The organism is Taishania pollutisoli (genome assembly GCF_014518315.1).
Classification (GTDB): domain Bacteria; phylum Bacteroidota; class Bacteroidia; order Flavobacteriales_D; family Crocinitomicaceae; genus Taishania; species Taishania pollutisoli.
This window is the reverse complement of record NZ_JACVEL010000006.1, coordinates 46,511-63,480: the sequence shown is the minus strand read 5'-3', so window position 1 is coordinate 63,480 and position 16,970 is coordinate 46,511. Positions and strand designations below refer to the sequence as shown.

Annotated in this window: 19 protein-coding genes; 11 read left to right on the top strand and 8 right to left on the bottom strand. The window is 41.7% G+C overall.

The window, feature by feature from the left end:
• Window positions 1-4 precede the first annotated feature (4 nt).
• Entirely contained in the window at window positions 5-829 is an 825-nt protein-coding gene (locus H9Y05_RS10065) for a T9SS type A sorting domain-containing protein (RefSeq protein ID WP_216714205.1), read from the bottom strand.
• Window positions 830-992: 163 nt separating this feature from the next.
• On the opposite strand from H9Y05_RS10065, the gene H9Y05_RS10060 reads away from it, so the two are divergent.
• The 5 genes from H9Y05_RS10060 (at window position 993) to H9Y05_RS10040 (ending at window position 6,531) form a co-directional block, all read left to right on the top strand.
• The gene (locus tag H9Y05_RS10060; protein WP_163491703.1) at window positions 993-1,754 is read left to right on the top strand and encodes an ABC transporter ATP-binding protein; all 762 of its coding nucleotides are present in this window, start codon (window positions 993-995) and stop codon (window positions 1,752-1,754) included.
• Window positions 1,755-1,777: 23 nt separating this feature from the next.
• Window positions 1,778-2,974: an ABC transporter permease subunit gene (locus H9Y05_RS10055; RefSeq protein ID WP_216714204.1), complete on the top strand. Its 1,197-nt coding sequence runs from the start codon at window positions 1,778-1,780 to the stop codon at window positions 2,972-2,974.
• A 109-nt stretch (window positions 2,975-3,083) separates the two neighbouring features.
• On the top strand, window positions 3,084-4,049 hold the full coding sequence (locus tag H9Y05_RS10050; protein ID WP_216714203.1) for a D-alanine--D-alanine ligase family protein: 966 nt from the start codon (window positions 3,084-3,086) through the stop codon (window positions 4,047-4,049).
• A gap of 140 nt (window positions 4,050-4,189) precedes the next feature.
• Entirely contained in the window at window positions 4,190-5,869 is a 1,680-nt protein-coding gene (locus tag H9Y05_RS10045; RefSeq protein WP_216714202.1) for a M23 family metallopeptidase, read from the top strand.
• A 74-nt stretch (window positions 5,870-5,943) separates the two neighbouring features.
• The gene (locus tag H9Y05_RS10040) at window positions 5,944-6,531 is read left to right on the top strand and encodes a hypothetical protein (RefSeq protein ID WP_216714201.1); all 588 of its coding nucleotides are present in this window, start codon (window positions 5,944-5,946) and stop codon (window positions 6,529-6,531) included.
• 9 nt (window positions 6,532-6,540) lie between these two features.
• On the opposite strand, the gene H9Y05_RS10035 is transcribed toward H9Y05_RS10040, so the two are convergent.
• From H9Y05_RS10035 to H9Y05_RS10015, 5 genes are all read right to left on the bottom strand, one after another.
• Window positions 6,541-7,080: a hypothetical protein gene (locus tag H9Y05_RS10035; protein ID WP_216714200.1), complete on the bottom strand. Its 540-nt coding sequence runs from the start codon at window positions 7,078-7,080 to the stop codon at window positions 6,541-6,543.
• Between the two features lie 192 nt (window positions 7,081-7,272).
• The gene (locus H9Y05_RS10030; RefSeq protein ID WP_163491709.1) at window positions 7,273-8,010 is read right to left on the bottom strand and encodes an RNA recognition motif domain-containing protein; all 738 of its coding nucleotides are present in this window, start codon (window positions 8,008-8,010) and stop codon (window positions 7,273-7,275) included.
• A 134-nt stretch (window positions 8,011-8,144) separates the two neighbouring features.
• On the bottom strand, window positions 8,145-8,531 hold the full coding sequence (mscL, locus tag H9Y05_RS10025; protein WP_163491710.1) for a large conductance mechanosensitive channel protein MscL: 387 nt from the start codon (window positions 8,529-8,531) through the stop codon (window positions 8,145-8,147).
• 70 nt (window positions 8,532-8,601) lie between these two features.
• A complete protein-coding gene (gene recR, locus H9Y05_RS10020) occupies window positions 8,602-9,213 on the bottom strand; it encodes a recombination mediator RecR (RefSeq protein ID WP_163491711.1) in 612 nt (203 codons plus the stop codon).
• Window positions 9,214-9,264: 51 nt separating this feature from the next.
• Complete coding sequence (locus tag H9Y05_RS10015) at window positions 9,265-10,200, bottom strand: LysR substrate-binding domain-containing protein (protein ID WP_163491712.1); 936 nt, start codon at window positions 10,198-10,200, stop codon at window positions 9,265-9,267.
• An 80-nt stretch (window positions 10,201-10,280) separates the two neighbouring features.
• Between H9Y05_RS10015 and H9Y05_RS10010 the strand changes: the two genes are divergently transcribed.
• On the top strand, window positions 10,281-10,727 hold the full coding sequence (locus tag H9Y05_RS10010; protein WP_163491713.1) for a Dps family protein: 447 nt from the start codon (window positions 10,281-10,283) through the stop codon (window positions 10,725-10,727).
• A gap of 85 nt (window positions 10,728-10,812) precedes the next feature.
• Here the strand turns inward: H9Y05_RS10010 and H9Y05_RS10005 are convergent, their stop codons facing one another.
• Window positions 10,813-11,241, bottom strand: coding sequence for a Rieske (2Fe-2S) protein (locus H9Y05_RS10005; protein WP_216714199.1), 429 nt, complete (start codon window positions 11,239-11,241; stop codon window positions 10,813-10,815).
• 60 nt (window positions 11,242-11,301) lie between these two features.
• Here H9Y05_RS10005 and H9Y05_RS10000 point away from each other — a divergent pair, with 60 nt between their 5' ends.
• The 3 genes from H9Y05_RS10000 to H9Y05_RS09990 are packed head-to-tail and all read left to right on the top strand — an operon-like array spanning window position 11,302 to window position 13,546.
• The gene (locus H9Y05_RS10000; protein ID WP_216714198.1) at window positions 11,302-11,568 is read left to right on the top strand and encodes a hypothetical protein; all 267 of its coding nucleotides are present in this window, start codon (window positions 11,302-11,304) and stop codon (window positions 11,566-11,568) included.
• A 14-nt stretch (window positions 11,569-11,582) separates the two neighbouring features.
• Window positions 11,583-12,194: a hypothetical protein gene (locus H9Y05_RS09995; RefSeq protein ID WP_163491716.1), complete on the top strand. Its 612-nt coding sequence runs from the start codon at window positions 11,583-11,585 to the stop codon at window positions 12,192-12,194.
• A 44-nt stretch (window positions 12,195-12,238) separates the two neighbouring features.
• Window positions 12,239-13,546, top strand: a complete 1,308-nt coding sequence (locus H9Y05_RS09990) for a cellulase family glycosylhydrolase (RefSeq protein WP_216714197.1) — start codon at window positions 12,239-12,241, stop codon at window positions 13,544-13,546.
• A 4-nt stretch (window positions 13,547-13,550) separates the two neighbouring features.
• Here H9Y05_RS09990 and H9Y05_RS09985 read toward each other — a convergent pair whose 3' ends face one another.
• Complete coding sequence (locus H9Y05_RS09985) at window positions 13,551-13,991, bottom strand: hypothetical protein (RefSeq protein WP_163491718.1); 441 nt, start codon at window positions 13,989-13,991, stop codon at window positions 13,551-13,553.
• 98 nt (window positions 13,992-14,089) lie between these two features.
• On the opposite strand from H9Y05_RS09985, the gene H9Y05_RS09980 reads away from it, so the two are divergent.
• Together H9Y05_RS09980 and H9Y05_RS09975 are read left to right on the top strand one after the other, a co-directional pair.
• Entirely contained in the window at window positions 14,090-15,847 is a 1,758-nt protein-coding gene (locus H9Y05_RS09980; RefSeq protein ID WP_163491719.1) for an HSP90 family protein, read from the top strand.
• 2 nt (window positions 15,848-15,849) lie between these two features.
• Entirely contained in the window at window positions 15,850-16,965 is a 1,116-nt protein-coding gene (locus H9Y05_RS09975; RefSeq protein ID WP_216714196.1) for a hypothetical protein, read from the top strand.
• Window positions 16,966-16,970 lie beyond the last annotated feature (5 nt).

The window sequence follows — 16,970 nt, the reverse complement described above, 5'->3', positions numbered from 1 at the left end:
AGAATTATTTCTTAACAAATTTGTTAATTGCTTTTTGACCACTAACAGTTGTTGCTTCGTAAATATATACTCCTGAAGTTAAAGAGGACACATCAATAGTTCCACCTTGTGTAGTAGAAATCAATTTGCCATCTAACGACAATACATTTGTTGTCGCGATTGCTTCAGAACCTTTGATGTTTAAAACGTCAATTGCAGGGTTCGGAGAAGCTGTAACTGCAGACATATCCAATGTCTCAATACCAACAGTTTGAGTTCCTTCCACTTTGATGTCATCAACAAATAAAATGAACTGGTCTGTACAGTTGTAATGACGGAACGCGATGTATACATTCGCTGTATTGTCAAAAGCAGAAAGGTCAACAGTTCTTGTCACCCAAGCATCAGAAGCCAATGTTTCTGTATAAACCCCTGTTCCTGTTGAAGCGGAAGCCAATGCCGTTGCCAACGCAGTTTGATCAGCGGCAGTAACTACATAAACAGCATAGTTTTCAGCAAAATCAGTAGCATCAGCTGCCCCACGTCCCCAAGATAAAGAAACATTTGTATAGCCTGTCAGGTCAATTGGAGTTGTAAGAACCCAGTTGTCAGGAGTTAATGCTACTGTATCCCATGAGTTAGACCCAAGAACAGTTCCCTGAGATTCAAATGATAAGCCAGATCCTGTAAGGTTAAATGCTCCCCAGTTTTTACCGTCCTGATCAAGATCATAAACAGCAGAGATTTTTGTTTGGAAGTCTGTTAATTCAGATGCTGAATAAACAGTAGTTTGAGCATAAGAAGCAGCTCCGGCAAGTGCAGCAACTGCGAATAAGTAAATTTTCTTCATACTATAGCTTTTTTAAAGTTTAACGGGTAAATTTAGAATTAAATAATAACACAACAAATATTTTAACAAAAAAAATAAATTGGCTTCACACCCTGTGTGGATTTACTGCTTATATTTTACTTTGGACGTGTACTTTTTTCTGTATTTTATTAATTTTAGCACCATGATAAAAGTACATGACCTATACAAAGAATTTTCTTTGAATGCAAAGCAGAGAAAAGAACTTGCTACAAAAGAAAAAATAGCTGTTGCTGTAAAAAACATCAGCTTTGAATGTCAACCCGGTAGAATTTATTCCTTACTGGGGCCGAACGGGGCGGGTAAAACGACAACCTTACGCATGATCTCGACCATCTTTCAGCCAACATCCGGTTCCATCGAAATCGGTGGTGTGGACGCTGTCAGGTATCCGCAGGAAGCCCGGAAAAAAATCGGATTTCTGACGGGATCCGCAGGATTGTATGCACGTTTGACTCCCAACGAACTGGTAAAGTACTTTGCCGATTTATATGGGGTAGATAAAGCAACGTTCGAGGCACGTAAGAAACGGTTGTATGACCTGCTCGATATGCATGAATTTGCGAACAAGCGAATTGCAAAGCTGAGTACCGGTATGAAACAGAAAGTTTCCATCACACGAACCATGATTCACGATCCGGAAGTTGTTGTGTTTGATGAACCAACCAGTGGATTGGATGTGATTACGGCGGAGAACATCATTACACTTATCCGGAATTGTAAGAACGAAGGAAAAACAGTAATTTTTTCCAGTCACATCATGTCGGAAGTCGATTTGCTGAGTGATGACATCGGAATCATTCACAAAGGAAAAATGCTGTTTAACGGAACAAAAGAAACGTTTATTCAGAATAAACAGGAAGACTCGCTGACAGGGGAATTCATCCGGATTGTGAAACAAGGATAAACGAACGCGATAAAAGAAGTACTATGATAGTTACAATATTTAAAAAAGAATTAATCGAAACCTTAAGGGATAAACGAACACTGATTGTGATGATTGTCATTCCGGCATTGTTGTTCCCTTTGATTTTTAAAATAACCTCTTCTTTCTCCCGTGATATGAGCGAGAAAGCAGCAACCAAAACACTGATTGTCGGATATGTCGGCGAAGAAGGGAGAGTATTAGAAGAGCTCAAAGCCTCTGATGCAGCGGAGAAGGGGAAGTATAAATGGAAAAAATTTGCGGATACCACAGCAGTAAAAGAAGCAATTCAGGCAGATAGTATTCAACTGGGATTGTACCTGGGAGAAGGAGTGGAAGGAATGATTTATGGCAACAAAACGGCAAAAATTAAAATCTTCCACGATGCTACAAATTTAGGCTACAGAGAACGTTTTGAACAGAAAGTTCAGCAGTTTAATGAGAAAATGACCCAGGAGCGATTGGATTCCCTGAAAATTGACAAACAATTATTCAATGTGCTCGATGTTCAGGAGGTGAATGTCGCTTCAACACAGGAAATGATCGGGAAGATGGCAGGAGGAATGTTGCCGTATATTTTTATCATTTTCGGATTCATCGGGTGTATGTACCCTGCCATTGACCTGTTTACAGGAGAAAAAGAGCGGGGGACTGTTGAAACGCTATTGACAACACCGGTTCCACGTTGGAAAATTCTGACAGGTAAAATGGGAGTCGTTGTTGTGAGTGGTCTGATCGCGGCATCCTTTGCAATTGGAGGATTGTACTTTTCGGCGCAAAGCATTACATCCGGGAAATCGATGGAAGGATTATCTGCCGTGCTGGATTCGTTGTTCAGTCCGGGGACACTGATCACAATGTTTGCACTGGTGATTCCGTTGGTTATTTTTTTCGCGGGGATTATGGTGCCCGTCACCGTATATGCAAAATCATTCAAAGAAGCACAAAGCATTATTACACCTTTAAACATTGCTGTTCTGGTTCCTGCAATGATCGGAATGTTCCCGGGAATCGAGTATTCGGTTGAGACTGCATTTATACCGGTGATTAATGTGGTACTGGCTACAAAGGAAATCATAGCAGGAACAATTGATTACACGCTCTATGCCTGTACATTGTTTTCATTGATTGTATTAGCGTTTGTTGCGGTATTCCTCTCTCATAAACATTTTGGAAAAGAGACGAATATTTCATCCAATTAATTACATGTTTTATTCATCCGACTTGTGAACATTAATTGGCGTATAAGTTTTTTTTCACTTGAACATTCACACGGATTTCCTGTCTACTTTTGATATTAAATCAAGGTTTATGAAGCGTATTGGTGTAATTGTAGGAGGATTTTCATCCGAATTTGAGATATCCAGAAAAAGCGGGGCAACGATTATTGCTAATTTTCCGGATGCATACGTACCTGTAGAGATTATTTTGTCAAAAGAAAATTGTCAGGCAAAATGGGAAGGTATGTTGTTTGACATTGAACTGAAAGATAAGGGATTCAAAGCAGGAAGTGAATGGATCTCAATAGATGTTTATCTGATCTATACACACGGTGACCCGGGAGAAAACGGACGTCTTCAGGCACTGTTTGATATGTACGATATCCCGTATATAAATTCCGGGACCCTTGCTTCTGAACTGTCATTTGATAAATGGTTTTGTAATCAATTCTTCAAGGGATTTGATGTGCGTGTTGCCGACTCAAGGTTGCTGTTGAAAGGCGATGTTGTCGATGAACAGGAGATTACAGGAACGTTGGGATTACCTCTTTTTGTAAAACCGTGTGATTCCGGTTCCAGCTATGGTATTTCCAGGGTCAACCGAAAGGAAGATTTAAAGGATGCGGTTGAGAAAGCATTCCGGGAAGGAGATAGTGTTGTCGTGGAATCTTTCCTGGATGGAACAGAAGTTACATGTGGTGTTTATCGAAATGAAAAGGGAATTCATGCATTGCCGTTGGCTGAAATTGTGAGTGAGAATGAATTTTTTGATTACGAGGCAAAATACCTGGGTAAATCTCAGGAGATTGTTCCGGCTAGAATCTCAGACGAACATAGAGAAAGTGTACAGGAGGTAGCGCGAAGAATCTACGGAATTCTGCGGCTGCGTTCCATTGCCCGCATCGATTTTATGCTGGTCAACGGGGTTCCTCATTTGATTGAAGTAAATACAACCCCCGGTTTTACGGAAGAGAGTCTGGTGCCGCGAATGTTGAAGCATCAGGGAATATCATTAAAAGAATTCTGGACAGAAATAATTACATACGAGTTGAGGTAACTTTTCCCGTCAAATTACAAAAGCGGCAGATCGGTTCGGACGGATCTGCCGCTTTTTTATGGACTCATTCACATTTGCTTGTGAAAACTAACAATTGTGGTCTGCGAATTGCAGTTGATTTCCATGTTATTTTTGAGGATATGCAAAAAATCACTCTCTATACCGCTATTTTTTTGGTGTGTTCCATCCGGCTTTTTTCACAAAACGAATTTCCTTCGTACCATCCGCCGCTCAAAATCCCATTGATTCTGGCAGGTAATTTCGGAGAGTTGAGGCCGAATCACTTTCACATGGGACTTGATTTTAAAACACAGGGAAAAGAAGGATTTGAGTTGCATGCGGTAGAAGACGGGTATGTGTCACGGGTGAAAGTCGCCACATACGGGTATGGAAAAGTTGTGTATGTTGATCATCCGAATGGAAAAACAAGTGTGTATGCCCATTGTAGCAGGTTCACGGGGAAGTTGGACAGCGTTGTTCGGAATGAACAGTACCGGGCACAGAAATTTGAAATTGAACTGTTTCCTGCAGCAGGAGAAATTCCATTGAAAAAAGGGGAAGTGTTTGCCCTTTCCGGCAATACAGGAGGTTCAACCGCGCCTCATTTACATTTTGAAATACGGGATACAAAAACGGAACATGCCCAAAATCCATTGGTGTATGCATTTGACCTTCCGGATAAAAGAGCTCCTGAATTGCGAAAAGTAAAGGTGTTCGCCGTCAATGAACAAGGGTACCTGGTTCCGGGGAAGTCCCAGGAAAGTGTTATTGTGAATACAAAAACCGGGTATATGATTGCAGGAGATACACTGAAGATTCCTGCATCGTTTTGCTCTTCATTTGGCGGTGTCGGGTTGGCGTTTGATATCATCGACCGGTTGGACGCGGCTGAGAACCCGTGCGGGTTGTACGGAACATACCTGGTAGTAGATCGCGATACGGTTTTCGGGCAACGGACGGATGAAATTTCATTTGAACATTCCCGATATGTTAATTCCCACCGGGATTTGTCTGCGATGGGAAATCAGTATCATAAGTCCTTCAGGAATATAAGCAATCCGCTGGAGATTTACCTGGGAGATCAGCTGGGGGTAATTCATCTTCTGCCGGGAGAATCGAAGCAGGTACAATTAACGGCATATGATCCGAGAGGAAATACCTCGAATCTGGTATTTGTCTTACAGGCATTGCCCGGAGAGCCGGCGCCCAATTACAATCCTTCCAGTGAGCAATACTGGTATCCCGAAGAGCCGTTTTTACGTACGTATAAAAACTGGGAGGTGAAAGCGGATTCATTTTCTATTTATGAACCCTTTGCGGTCTCTGAACATACAATACCACATATTTGTGATGTCAGTACTCCTTTGCAAAAACGCATAACAGTGAGAATGAAACTGGAGCATCCGAAAACAGATGTGCAGAAATATTACATTGCGGTGACAACTAAAAAAGGAGGTAAAAAAGCATTGACTACAAATTACAGGGACGGATGGTTGGAGGCGAAAACAAACAACGCAGGAAACTTTTCCATTCAGATGGATGAAACTCCCCCTGTCATCAAGCCGGTGTCGGCCACCGTGAATGTTACCGGGCGACAAGTACGTTTTAGTGTGACCGATGCGCATTCGGGGATTGAAACATATAATCTGTACATCAACGGGGTGTGGCAGTTGCTGGAGTACGAGTACAAAGGAAATTATGTATTCTTTGATGTGCCGGAAGGGCTAACCGGTGAAAATGAGGTGAAGCTGGTTATCGGTGATGCGTGTGGAAACGTGACGGAGTGGTCGAAGAAGTTGAATTTTATCGCGCCTAAGTAATGAAGAGGAGGGGAGACTTTCAAAATCGGTGTTGTATAGAGGCGGAAATATCCAAAAAATAGTAATTTCGCAGCATGAAATGGATTGGAAGCCGTATAAGCGTTGTTGATACAAAAGATAAAACAACGATTGTTATATATCCTGAACGGAAAGCATTCATTAATGCATTAATGGGGGCGTGGATTTTTATGTGGTACAGCATCGGATTTACAGTTGTCTGGTCGTATTTTATGTTGAAATTGACGCAACAGGAAAAACTGATCCTGGTGATCTTTATGTCGTTCTGGTTGTATTATGCTGTTCGGGTAACGCGTTCTTTTCTTTGGTTGTTCAAAGGAAGCGAAAACCTGAAAATTGATCAGATCGGATTGACGATTAAAAATGCCACGGGACGCATTGGACGTGCAACGCCGTATTACCTGGAGAATATAAAAAAGATTCGTCTGGAAATTCCTAAACAGCGCTCCTTGCAGACGGCATGGGAATCATCTCCCTGGGTTCGCGGAGGAGAACGCATTGAATTTGATTACATGGGGAAAGTTGTTCGACTGGGAAGAAAGCTCAATGAAAAAGATGCTACATTACTGTTTAATCTCATTACAAAACGAATCGAAGAGCACATCCGCCACAAAACAAAACGGGAAAAAACAGGGGAGAAGTAAACGATTGGTTTAATTGATTCGGTACTTCTTAAAAAAGGCATCCCAATTCCAGATGAAACTGGATACCACTTCATCCATTCGTTTTAAAAACAATGGATTCGGCGCTTGCATGCGCTTGAAATATTCATCCTGGAAGTCGTTCAGCCGGTATTTGTGAAAAATTGCTTTAGACATTCCGTAAATCATATTTTTGGAAGGATGATTCACACGTTGAATGAACGATTGATAATCACGGATTAGTTTTTTGAAATCAGCGGTCGGCAGTTCATAAATGGCTGCTAACTTTTCAAAGATGATTTCTTCAACTCTTCCCGCTTGCTCCGGTTCAAATGTGCTTTCCAGAAAGGAAAGATTTCCCACAATCGTGATCAATGCAAATTCGCCATCATTTTTAGCGTCCAGATTAGGTGACCGGACAAAAGCCACATCGTCATTGATGAGCTGTGCGACTTCAGGAAATCCGTTATCAACCGTTTCAAACAACGCGTTGATAAAGATATTTGCTACCTGATTGTCAGTCAATTTCTTTTTTATTAAAGTCCCCAACATGAATATGCAATTTTATAATACAAATTTACGAGGTTGCTCTTCCGTTCTAACAGGTGTAAATGGCTCTTTATTAACGAAGTTATTAACAATAAGGTAGTACAGGGCTAACATCTATTGTTGATAACAACCAGGTAAAACGAAAAAAGCATCCCGTTCAGGATGCTTTTCTATCAGTTGAATTGATTGAATCAATTAATCTTCATCATCTTCCCATTCCTCGTCGTCTTCCCATTCTTCATCTTCATCCCACTCTTCATCATCGTCACTGTTGACAAGGTATTGGCTGTAATCGTCATCGACTTCTTCATCTTCTTCTCTTCCGAACAGATCAAATTCTTCATCCAGATCTTCATCATCAATGTACAGCGCATCTTTCCCGCTTTTTTTGTAAGCGTTCATTTTCTGTTTTTTGTTCTTTCCGTCGGCAGTGTCGTCGTATGGTCTTGGTTTTTCTCCTTCTTTTTTCTTCTTAACGATTGGTGTTTTCCCCGGAATGATTGCGGGAGTATCGTTGTCTTCATCCGGCATCGGAACCTTGAAGTCATCCGTGCGTTTTGGTTTTTCTGAAGTGTTTTTTTGAAACGGTTTCTGTTCCCGTGGCGGAGCGTTGTCAAATTTTGGTTTGTGCCCTCCGCCTCCTTCACGGTTGTCGCGTTGAAAACGTTGTTCTCCTCCCTTGTTGTTCGGACGCTCATCGGCTTCTTTTATAACGCATCTTCTTCCGTTGAAACTATATCCGTCCAATGCCGAAATTGCACTTTTTGCTTGTTCGTCATTGGGCATTTCAACAAATGCAAACCCGCGGGATTTGTTCGTTTCCTTGTCCTTCGCAATTGTAACTTTTGCAACAGTCCCGTATTGTTGAAACAATGTCAACAATTCATTCTCAGTAACGCCAAAATCCAATTTGGCAACAAAAATGGTAATCATTTTATCTGGTACAACACTAATTTAGTAGGTTCGAAGATAGAACAAATCTTTTTTTATTTGCAAAAAATAAAAAAAAAAATAAAAAAGCAGCGTCGAAAACGACACTGCTCCGCTATAAAAATGTGGTTAAATGGCTATTGTTTCTTTAACAAATCGCGAATTTCTGTCAACAATTCCTGGTCTTTTGTAGGTGCAGGTGCTGCTGGTGCTTCAACAGTCTCTTCTTTCTTTCTCATGTTTTGAAGTCGGTTCATCATTTTGACAACAATAAAGAGAACAAAAGCAACAACAAGGAAATTGATCACAGTTGCAATGAATTTTCCATACAATGCGCCATTCCATGCCAATCCGTCCAGTTTTTCTGCTCCTGCTGCTTTCATCGCAGGATTGAGAATCAACGGTGTGATAATGTCTGCTACCAGGGAAGAAACAATTGCGTTGAAAGCTGCTCCGATTACCACAGCCACTGCCAGATCAATTACATTACCGCGCAGGATAAATGCTTTAAATTCTTTTAACATATGTTTAGTTTTTAAAATTTTATACGAATCTATCGAAAGTCATGTGAATAAACAAACATTTTTTTGTCTATTATCCTTGAATTTTAAACGGTTGCCTGTTTAAAATGGATCTGCCAAGTGTCAGTTCATCGGCGTACTGAAGTTCGGAACCAATTGCTACACCTCTCGACAGGGAGGTGATTTGTACCGGAAAGGAATTGATTTTTTTAAACAGGTAATAATTGGTTGTATCCCCCTCCATGGTTGCGCTCAATGCAAAAATAATTTCATTCACATTCCCGGATGCCGCTTTTTCAATCAGCGGATCAATATTCAGATCGTTGGGGCCGATACCGTCCATGGGGGAAATGATCGCTCCGAGTACGTGATACACCCCTTTATAGGATTCTGTCGCTTCAATGGCCAGGATATCCCGGATGTCTTCTACCACGCAGACCGTGGAATGATCCCGTGAGGGATTGGAGCAAATCGAGCAGACAGGAGTGTCTGAAACATTTCCGCATCCCGAGCATTTTTGTACATACTGTTTCATTTCCAGGAATGAATGTGCAAATGTGCTGACCTCCTCTTTTGAACGATTGAGCAGGTTCAAGGCGAGTCGAAGCGCCGTTCTCTTCCCGATTCCCGGAAGGGAGGACAGCTGCTCAACGACGTTTTCAATATGTTTTGACGGGATTTTCACGGGGTAAAAATAGCGATAATTTGTGAGGATAATACGGGAGAACTCATGGACTTATTTCCAGTCTAATACTCTGAAATGGTCTTTCCTTTGTGTATTGTAGTGTCCCTGGATGATACGCAATAGAGCATCGACACTTTCTTTTTTTGACAGTTTTGTGGGAACGATTCCGATGATTTGTCGTGCGGGATATTCTTTGGTGACCGGATCATAAATACGTTTCAAATAAGGTGTGTTCAATTGATAATATTCAGGTACAAGTGTATATCCCCCGTTCAGATCAACCATTTTGATCAGGATGTCCATGTTTCCGCCGCTGTAATTCCATTTATTTTCCAACTCGTCTTTTTCCAATTTGCAGAAATTAACCATTTGCGTGCGCAGGCAATTTCCTTTGCTCAATAACCACGGCTGCTCTTCTTCCAGCTCTTCGGGAGCAATTACCGGATGAGCAGCATTTGGATAATAAATCTTTATTTCTTCCTGAAACAACGGAATTGTTCGCATCCGCCTGCTGGTTTGAGGTCCTGCCATAATGCCGATATCATACTGATTGTCTTCCATCGCTTCAAGTAACTCTTCTGATTTTAATTCGTGAATGGACAGTTGAAGAAAAGGCATCTGCTGTTGCACTGTTTCAAAAATATCGGAGATAAGATAAGCACTGACCGTCGGGATGATAGCCATCCGAATGAGTTCTGTATGATTCCCGTTTAACTTCTGTACAAGGGTGGAAATCCGGCTGTATTCAACCTGTACATCCTTCAGAATTTCAATCAATTGTTCACCTTCTCTGGTTGGCTCCAACGGGATGCGGGAACGTTCAAAAATCACAAACCCCAGCAAATCTTCCACTTTTTTGATTTGCATAGACAAGGTTGGTTGGGTAACGAAGCATTTTTCACTCGCTCGTTGAAAGTTCCGTTCATTGTTCAACTCCAGGATATAATTAATTTGTTGAGGAGTTATGTTATAATAATTATCGATCATTTTATAAAATTAATCAATATAAACTATATGAGCAAACTGATTATTTTTGTATCATTGGTTAAACGATAAAAACAAACAACATGGAAAAGGATATGAATTACGAGAAAGAATTGAACAAATTACTGGCAGACTACCAGTTACATTATCAAAATCTACGGTCCCTGCACTGGAATATAAAAGGAGAGAATTTTTTTGAGTTGCACGTGAAGTATGAAGAATGGTATACACGGGCGTTGGAAATTGTGGATGAATTGGCAGAACGGTTATTGACCTTGGGCTTACAGCCGATCTCTTCTTTTTCCGGGTACCTGGCTGAAAGTGAAATCAAGGAAAATCCGATTATCAATGACGGGAAAACAGGAGTGCAGTACATCCTGGAAGCACAGCAGACGCTGTTGAAACAAGAACGGTTGATTCTTACACTGGCTGCAGATAAAGCGGATGAAGGAACAAGCGCGTTTATGAGTGATCTGATTCGTGAAAAAGAAAAAGAAAACTGGATGCTGCGTGCCTGGTTGAACAAATAGATTACACATACAGACATAAACCGAATGTGCCCACCGTTGCTGGTGGGCATATTTTGTTTCAACTACTTTTGTTCCGTTGATGGGATCAGTTGTAGATTCTCAATTCTGAATTGCCATCAAAAACAGTAACATACATCCGCAGACCAAAGTCTGACCCGGAAAGCGGAGAACCGTCATACAATGAGAATGTCGCGCCGGTGCACAAATCGTCCAGTTGCAGGAAATTATCATCATTGGTTACAAGCGGATCCTCACAGGTGCCGTCATTGGCAGGGGAATGCCGGTCAAATGCAACAAATTCATAAGTACTTCTCCGGTAAACGACAACGCCTTTTGAACCCCCTTGCACATAGGCATATCCGCCAACTCCGGTTAAATTACTATAAGAAGGAAGATTGATGTTAATACTGATGTCGAATGGGATACTTGGTACGGGATGCCGTCTGTTTTTATTGCAGGAGGAGGTGCTTGTCAGAAAAATAAGAACCAGACTAAAAATAATTGATAACTTCATTGCGTTTTTAGTAATTAAAACAAAAGTATGAAATATATGAATCTGCACGTTAGAACGATCATGTTTCCTCTTTTAGTATGTGGAACGCTCTTTTTTATGGATTCATGTGCCAGCTCAAAAGTTGGAAAAACTCCTGAGACCGTTGCGGAATCAGAAGAATTATTGGCTAAAAAACGTAAAAAAGAAGCCAAGGCAGCAAAAAAAGAAAACAAGGCGGCACACAAACGTCATTGGGATATGCAGTCGAAAGCAGCAAAAAAATCGGTGAAAGAAAATAAGAAACGCCTGAAGAAAAATCAGAAGAAAAAAGGACGTATGATTCCGTGAAAAATCTGCTATATATGAAAAACCAGCTCATAAGATTACTCCTTATTCCTGTTCTTACCATTTCTTTTACTGCAAAGGCACAGCCATATCTCGGAGTACAGGTACTGACCGGAACAGAATTGTATACACATTACAAAACACCAGTCTTGCATGAGGCAGGAAAACAAATCCGTTCCGGGACCCCGGTTCTGAATCCGTCAATTGGTCTTTCAGGTATCTGGGCATTTGCTGATGATGAGGATGTTATGCCGTATGTTAAGTTGAATAGTTTTGTTACCTACAGCCCGTTTTCCATCCCATACGGATCAGAGCGGACACAGGGAGCGGCTAATTTTGCTTTTTTGTTCGGTCCTGGAGTTTACCTGGAAAGCGGACTTGTTCAAATCCAGGTGCTGTACGGTTACCAGTTCAACAAGATTGATCTCTACAAGACGAATTCCGGATTGTCGAACGGAGACAGGTGGTTTGAAACACATGTTATTGAAATAGCGGGCGGTTTCGGATTGGCGGATTGGTATACGGTGGCTCCTTTTTTTAAAGTCGGATTTAATAAATACGAAGCACGCACCTTTCATTTTGGTGTAAGGTTTGGAGTTGGTCTCTGGAATGGGGAGGCTGCTTTCTGATTTCATTTTTTATTCCTAAATTTGTGCTTTAAAATCAGAGGATTATGGGCAAGTCAACCTGCATGCTACTTATCAGTTTACTTTCATTTGGAAGTACTTTCTCGCAAACAACCGAATTGTTTGAAACCAGTGGAAACAAAATTATCGATCCATGTGGAAATGAATTCATTATGCGCGGTGTGAATTACTCATTGGCGGATGACTGGAATTTTCCGGGAAATCTGAACAACGGGAAAGAGCTTTCAACACAGATTATCCAGGCAAATCCAAATACAGTGCGCGTTCAGTGGTATGTAGATTACGGACAACCGGCACGGCCACAATTGACATTGACGGGATTAGATAGTGTGATATCCCGTTTTGCGGCTGCAGACATAGCAACCGTTCTCGAAATTCACGATTTTACACACATCCACACGGATACAACCTTGTTCAATGCGCAGGTAGTCGGGTGGTGGACGAGTCAGCCGGTGCTGGAACTGATTGAAAAACATCAATCACACCTGTTTGTCAATGTGGCTAATGAATATGGCCCCGCCATGTACCCTGCGCCAAATTATACGTTGAACCCGAACTACGCAGCAGAAATTACAACATGGGTGACACATTACAAAAACGTCATTATGCGGTTGCGAAATGCAGGAATTGATGTGCCGATCATGATTGACGCACCGAATTATGGAATGGATTACCAAACCGTAATCAACCATGCGGTAGCATTTAACAATCACGATCCCTTGAATCGGATTATCATGAGTTGTCATGCATACTGGAACGAAACAGCAGGGGGAATGGAATCAATTGTCAACCAATTAGCGGGATTAACTGTTCCTGTGGTGTTCGGGGAGGTTGGAAATGTTGATTTTTCCTGCAATGCCATTCAGATGAACAGTTTGCTGGCGAAAGCACAGGAACGACAAATGGGCTGGTTGGCATGGACCTGGAACCGGGATGAATGTGCAGTGCGGAATATGACAGCCAATGAACCGGGGAATCCTGCTTCCGCAACTGACGGACAGTTTTCAACGTTGACAGCATACGGACAAACGATTGTCAATAACCCGACATTCGGATTGACAGCACATGCGCAAAAAGCAGATTTCTCCTGTTTGCTGGGACTTCCGGCAATCGAACATACGATCGCGGTTTATCCGAACCCGGTGCAGGATGGGATAACAATTTCCATTGAACAACCATTTTACAATATCGAAATCACCCTGGTTGACGTGAACGGAAAAATTCGTAAAACGCATACCGGAACATACCTCGAAACGAGTGGTCTGCAACAGGGAATCTATTTTCTGCACATCTCAGTTGATGGAAGCAGTTATGTATTGAAACTGGTAAAATAAGGTTTTAAAACGCAGGAGTCCCGATCGTTTTATACTGTTCCTTTTTCTTCCCGGATTTTCCTTTTGAGGATTTATCTTTCTTCTTTGTTTTTTTCTCTTTGTCCTTTTCCGGTGCGAGTTGGATTGGACTTTGCTCGGTAGCAGGATGCGAATTTTGCCCGTAAACAGGTTTCACATTAAATCCGAGAAACGATAAAAACACAAGGCAATAGAATGCTGCTTGTCTGAATGCGGACATTTTTTGCTGTCCGGTCAATTGATAGCGGTAAAAAATGCCACACGTGTTTTCATCAATAGAAGAACAGATTTCCGCAGTTGTTTTATCGCGGAAGTCAATGATTGTTTTCGAACACGACCGGCAGTAGTAACCATCGTCATTTTTTTTCATTCGCTCCAAAAGAAAGGGGCATGGGTTGTCCACCCGTAATTGTCGGTTTGTTTTCATAACTGTCCTGATAGTTGAGTATCAAATATAAGGAATTTGACGATCGTGTCAATCAAATGATTAAATTTACTTCCTTGCTTTATTTTAATCCAGATAATATGTCATCTAACTCATTATTCCAGGTTGATCTGAACGGTGTTTTAAAAGTCCTTTCCGATAGTTTATACAGCAGTTACCAGGTATTTATGCGGGAATTATTACAGAATGCCGTAGATGCGATCAATGCCAGAAAACACCTCGGAGATACCTTTACACCCGCCGTTACGGTCAATTTTATGGTGTCAGGGGGCATACGGACGATCAGCGTAGAAGATAACGGAGTTGGGTTGACACTGGCGGAAGTAGACGAATTTTTGTCGCGGATTGGTTCCAGTTCAAAGTCAAACCGGCAGGACCGGGAAAGTTTCATCGGCCAGTTCGGAATTGGGTTGTTGTCGTGTTTTATGATCAGCGATGAAGTCATTGTAATCAGTAAATCCGCTAAAAATGAAGAAGCGGTAAAATGGATCGGAAACATCAACGGAACCTATCAGAAAATGAACATCGAAGAGCAAATTCCGGTTGGTACAAGTGTATATTTGCGGGTAAAGGATGCGATCAAACTCGATGAAGATTTATTGCAGTCGCTGCTTGGACGCTATGGAACATATTTGAATCTCCCGATTCGGTGTCTCGTGAATGATGAAGTGAAAAATAATTTTCAGCGTGATTTCCCATGGAAGGTCTCGGCAGAAGAAGTGATTGCTGTCGGACGAAGAACATTCAAAGAAGAATTCCAGCGGTACATTCCCTTGAAGGACCGAAGCGGAAAAACAACCGGAGTTGCATATATCATTCCCCGGACAACACATGCGATTACCAATAATGCACACACGGTCTACATCAAAAATATGTTCATTACGGATCATTGTACCACGATTTTACCGGAATGGGCATTCTTTGTGCGAGCAATGATTAATTCCGGAAATATCAGTCCGACAGCCTCGCGGGAAGAAATTTATAAAAATCAGGTATTGGAGGATGTGCGGGAAGATTTGGGAGAATGTATCAAACAATTTTTGGTGCGGTTGAGTGAAACAGACCCGGTATTCCTGCATCACCTTATCGGAACACACGGAACCGCGCTGAAATCTCTCGCTCTGAATGATGAGAAATTCTTTCACTTCATTTCAAAATGGTTCCGTTTTCCCACTTCCGAAGGACTGCTTACATTGGAAGAAATCAAACAGCAGACAAAAATGATTTTATATGTTCCTGACCTCGATCAGTTCAAACAACTGTTGCCGGTTGCCAGAGGAAACGGGCAGTTAATTATCAACTCCGGTTACATCTACGATACGGAAATTTTTAACCGCCTGAATGAACAGGATAAGACAGCCATTTACCAGGCCATTGACGTCGAATTTTTCGGAAATATATTGAAAGATGTTTCCTTGGAAGAGACCGACCGGTATAGAGACCGTCTGAAACAACTGCAATACCACCTGGATTATTTCAACTGTGAATTGGAAATCAAACAATTTTCGCCGGATTCACTGCCCATGATTTTCTACATGTCGCAACAAAGCTTGATTGAACGGGATGTAGCAAATATTCAGCAGGAGAGTGATGATCTATGGGCAGGTATCACGGGAGCCGTGTTCTCGTTTGAACAAGCCTATCATTCCAAACTGTTTCTCAATCTGAACAATCCGACCATTCAGAAACTATTGAATCAAACAACGGGAGCCAGCGATGAGTTGTTTATGGAAACGATGTACATCAACTCAATGCTGTTGGGACATTATCCGCTCAACAAAAAGGAAATGGACATTATGAACAACAACATGGAGCAATTGCTGAATAAAATTTTGTAAGCATGAAGCAGCTTCCGATTACAACAGCAGAAGAACTGAAACAGGCGATCGTTCATTTTGAAGAGCATGCAGACTATGTTTCCGGATACCAGGAGAAAATAGCAGAAAAATTGCTATGGAAAGCGCAGGAATTGAAAAACATAGATCTTGAGTTTGAAGTAAGAGCGATGCTCATTTCGTATTATAACAACCGGCATAAAGATGATCAGATGCTTGCTACCTTTCCCTGGCTGTTGCAGCGATGTGATGAAGACCGGGAGCGATTCAACTACAAGTATATACTCCGGTTGTATCGTTTGATAATAACGATCGGACAACAATACAGTGCTATTCCGAAAACAAGAGTGATTGAATTATTTGATGACTTTGAACGGCGTTACCGGGAAATGGGAGTCGGTGAAAAAATGATTAGCCATTACAAGTTTTACCTGTATTCTGAAATGGGAGAAATCGAACGGGCTGAAAAAGAATACGCTGTTTGGCAGGCGGCATCGTATGCTGTTTTTTTTCCGTGTAAAAAATGTGATGAAGTATTCCTGGATGCTTACCTTGCAGCGGAAGGAAGATATGAAGAATTACTGGAGCTGCTTCAGCCTGTACTGGATGGAAGGATTACGTGCCATGGGAACGAACTCTTCGGTCTTCATCAGGCCATGCTCGCCTGTATGATGCTCGGACGCTGGGAAGAAGCCACGATGTATGAAGTCAGAAGCCGAAAACACCTGGACCCGGATGTCGGTTATTTATATGCGTTTTCTTCTCACCTATTGTATTATGGAATCACCGGAGCATTCGAAAAAGGAAGAATTCTTTTTGAAAAACAGTTGCCACATGCCCGGGAGTCAGTTCCCGATCTGCCACGCTTGAAATTTTTTACCGCATCACAGGAGTTTTTCAGCCGATTACATAGAAGTGGCCGTACATTCGTTCATTTAAAACTTCCGGGGTTTACAGCAGTACAGGCGGGAGAAAACGGATATGAAGTCGATGCGTTGGTGAGCTACTGCCGGGATGAAATGAACCGGTTGACGGAAGCGCTCGACCGACGCAATGAAAATGATTATTATAGAAAACAAACTGCGTCGTTAGTGGAACGATATGCAACTACTGAAAAATAACAGGT

What these genes read in the sequence shown, in the direction of transcription:
- H9Y05_RS10030 (WP_163491709.1), bottom strand. Translation starts at nt 8,010, where the DNA reads ATGATTACCATTTTTGTTGCCAAATTGGATTTTGGCGTTACTGAGAAT.
- H9Y05_RS10060 (WP_163491703.1), top strand. Translation starts at nt 993, where the DNA reads ATGATAAAAGTACATGACCTATACAAAGAATTTTCTTTGAATGCAAAG.
- H9Y05_RS10065 (WP_216714205.1), bottom strand. Translation starts at nt 829, where the DNA reads ATGAAGAAAATTTACTTATTCGCAGTTGCTGCACTTGCCGGAGCTGCT.
- H9Y05_RS10040 (WP_216714201.1), top strand. Translation starts at nt 5,944, where the DNA reads ATGAAATGGATTGGAAGCCGTATAAGCGTTGTTGATACAAAAGATAAA.
- H9Y05_RS10050 (WP_216714203.1), top strand. Translation starts at nt 3,084, where the DNA reads ATGAAGCGTATTGGTGTAATTGTAGGAGGATTTTCATCCGAATTTGAG.
- H9Y05_RS09990 (WP_216714197.1), top strand. Translation starts at nt 12,239, where the DNA reads ATGGGCAAGTCAACCTGCATGCTACTTATCAGTTTACTTTCATTTGGA.
- H9Y05_RS10045 (WP_216714202.1), top strand. Translation starts at nt 4,190, where the DNA reads ATGCAAAAAATCACTCTCTATACCGCTATTTTTTTGGTGTGTTCCATC.
- H9Y05_RS09980 (WP_163491719.1), top strand. Translation starts at nt 14,090, where the DNA reads ATGTCATCTAACTCATTATTCCAGGTTGATCTGAACGGTGTTTTAAAA.
- H9Y05_RS10010 (WP_163491713.1), top strand. Translation starts at nt 10,281, where the DNA reads ATGGAAAAGGATATGAATTACGAGAAAGAATTGAACAAATTACTGGCA.
- H9Y05_RS09995 (WP_163491716.1), top strand. Translation starts at nt 11,583, where the DNA reads ATGAAAAACCAGCTCATAAGATTACTCCTTATTCCTGTTCTTACCATT.
- H9Y05_RS10035 (WP_216714200.1), bottom strand. Translation starts at nt 7,080, where the DNA reads ATGTTGGGGACTTTAATAAAAAAGAAATTGACTGACAATCAGGTAGCA.
- H9Y05_RS10000 (WP_216714198.1), top strand. Translation starts at nt 11,302, where the DNA reads ATGTTTCCTCTTTTAGTATGTGGAACGCTCTTTTTTATGGATTCATGT.
- H9Y05_RS09975 (WP_216714196.1), top strand. Translation starts at nt 15,850, where the DNA reads ATGAAGCAGCTTCCGATTACAACAGCAGAAGAACTGAAACAGGCGATC.
- H9Y05_RS10055 (WP_216714204.1), top strand. Translation starts at nt 1,778, where the DNA reads ATGATAGTTACAATATTTAAAAAAGAATTAATCGAAACCTTAAGGGAT.
- H9Y05_RS10015 (WP_163491712.1), bottom strand. Translation starts at nt 10,200, where the DNA reads ATGATCGATAATTATTATAACATAACTCCTCAACAAATTAATTATATC.
- mscL (WP_163491710.1), bottom strand. Translation starts at nt 8,531, where the DNA reads ATGTTAAAAGAATTTAAAGCATTTATCCTGCGCGGTAATGTAATTGAT.
- H9Y05_RS09985 (WP_163491718.1), bottom strand. Translation starts at nt 13,991, where the DNA reads ATGAAAACAAACCGACAATTACGGGTGGACAACCCATGCCCCTTTCTT.
- H9Y05_RS10005 (WP_216714199.1), bottom strand. Translation starts at nt 11,241, where the DNA reads ATGAAGTTATCAATTATTTTTAGTCTGGTTCTTATTTTTCTGACAAGC.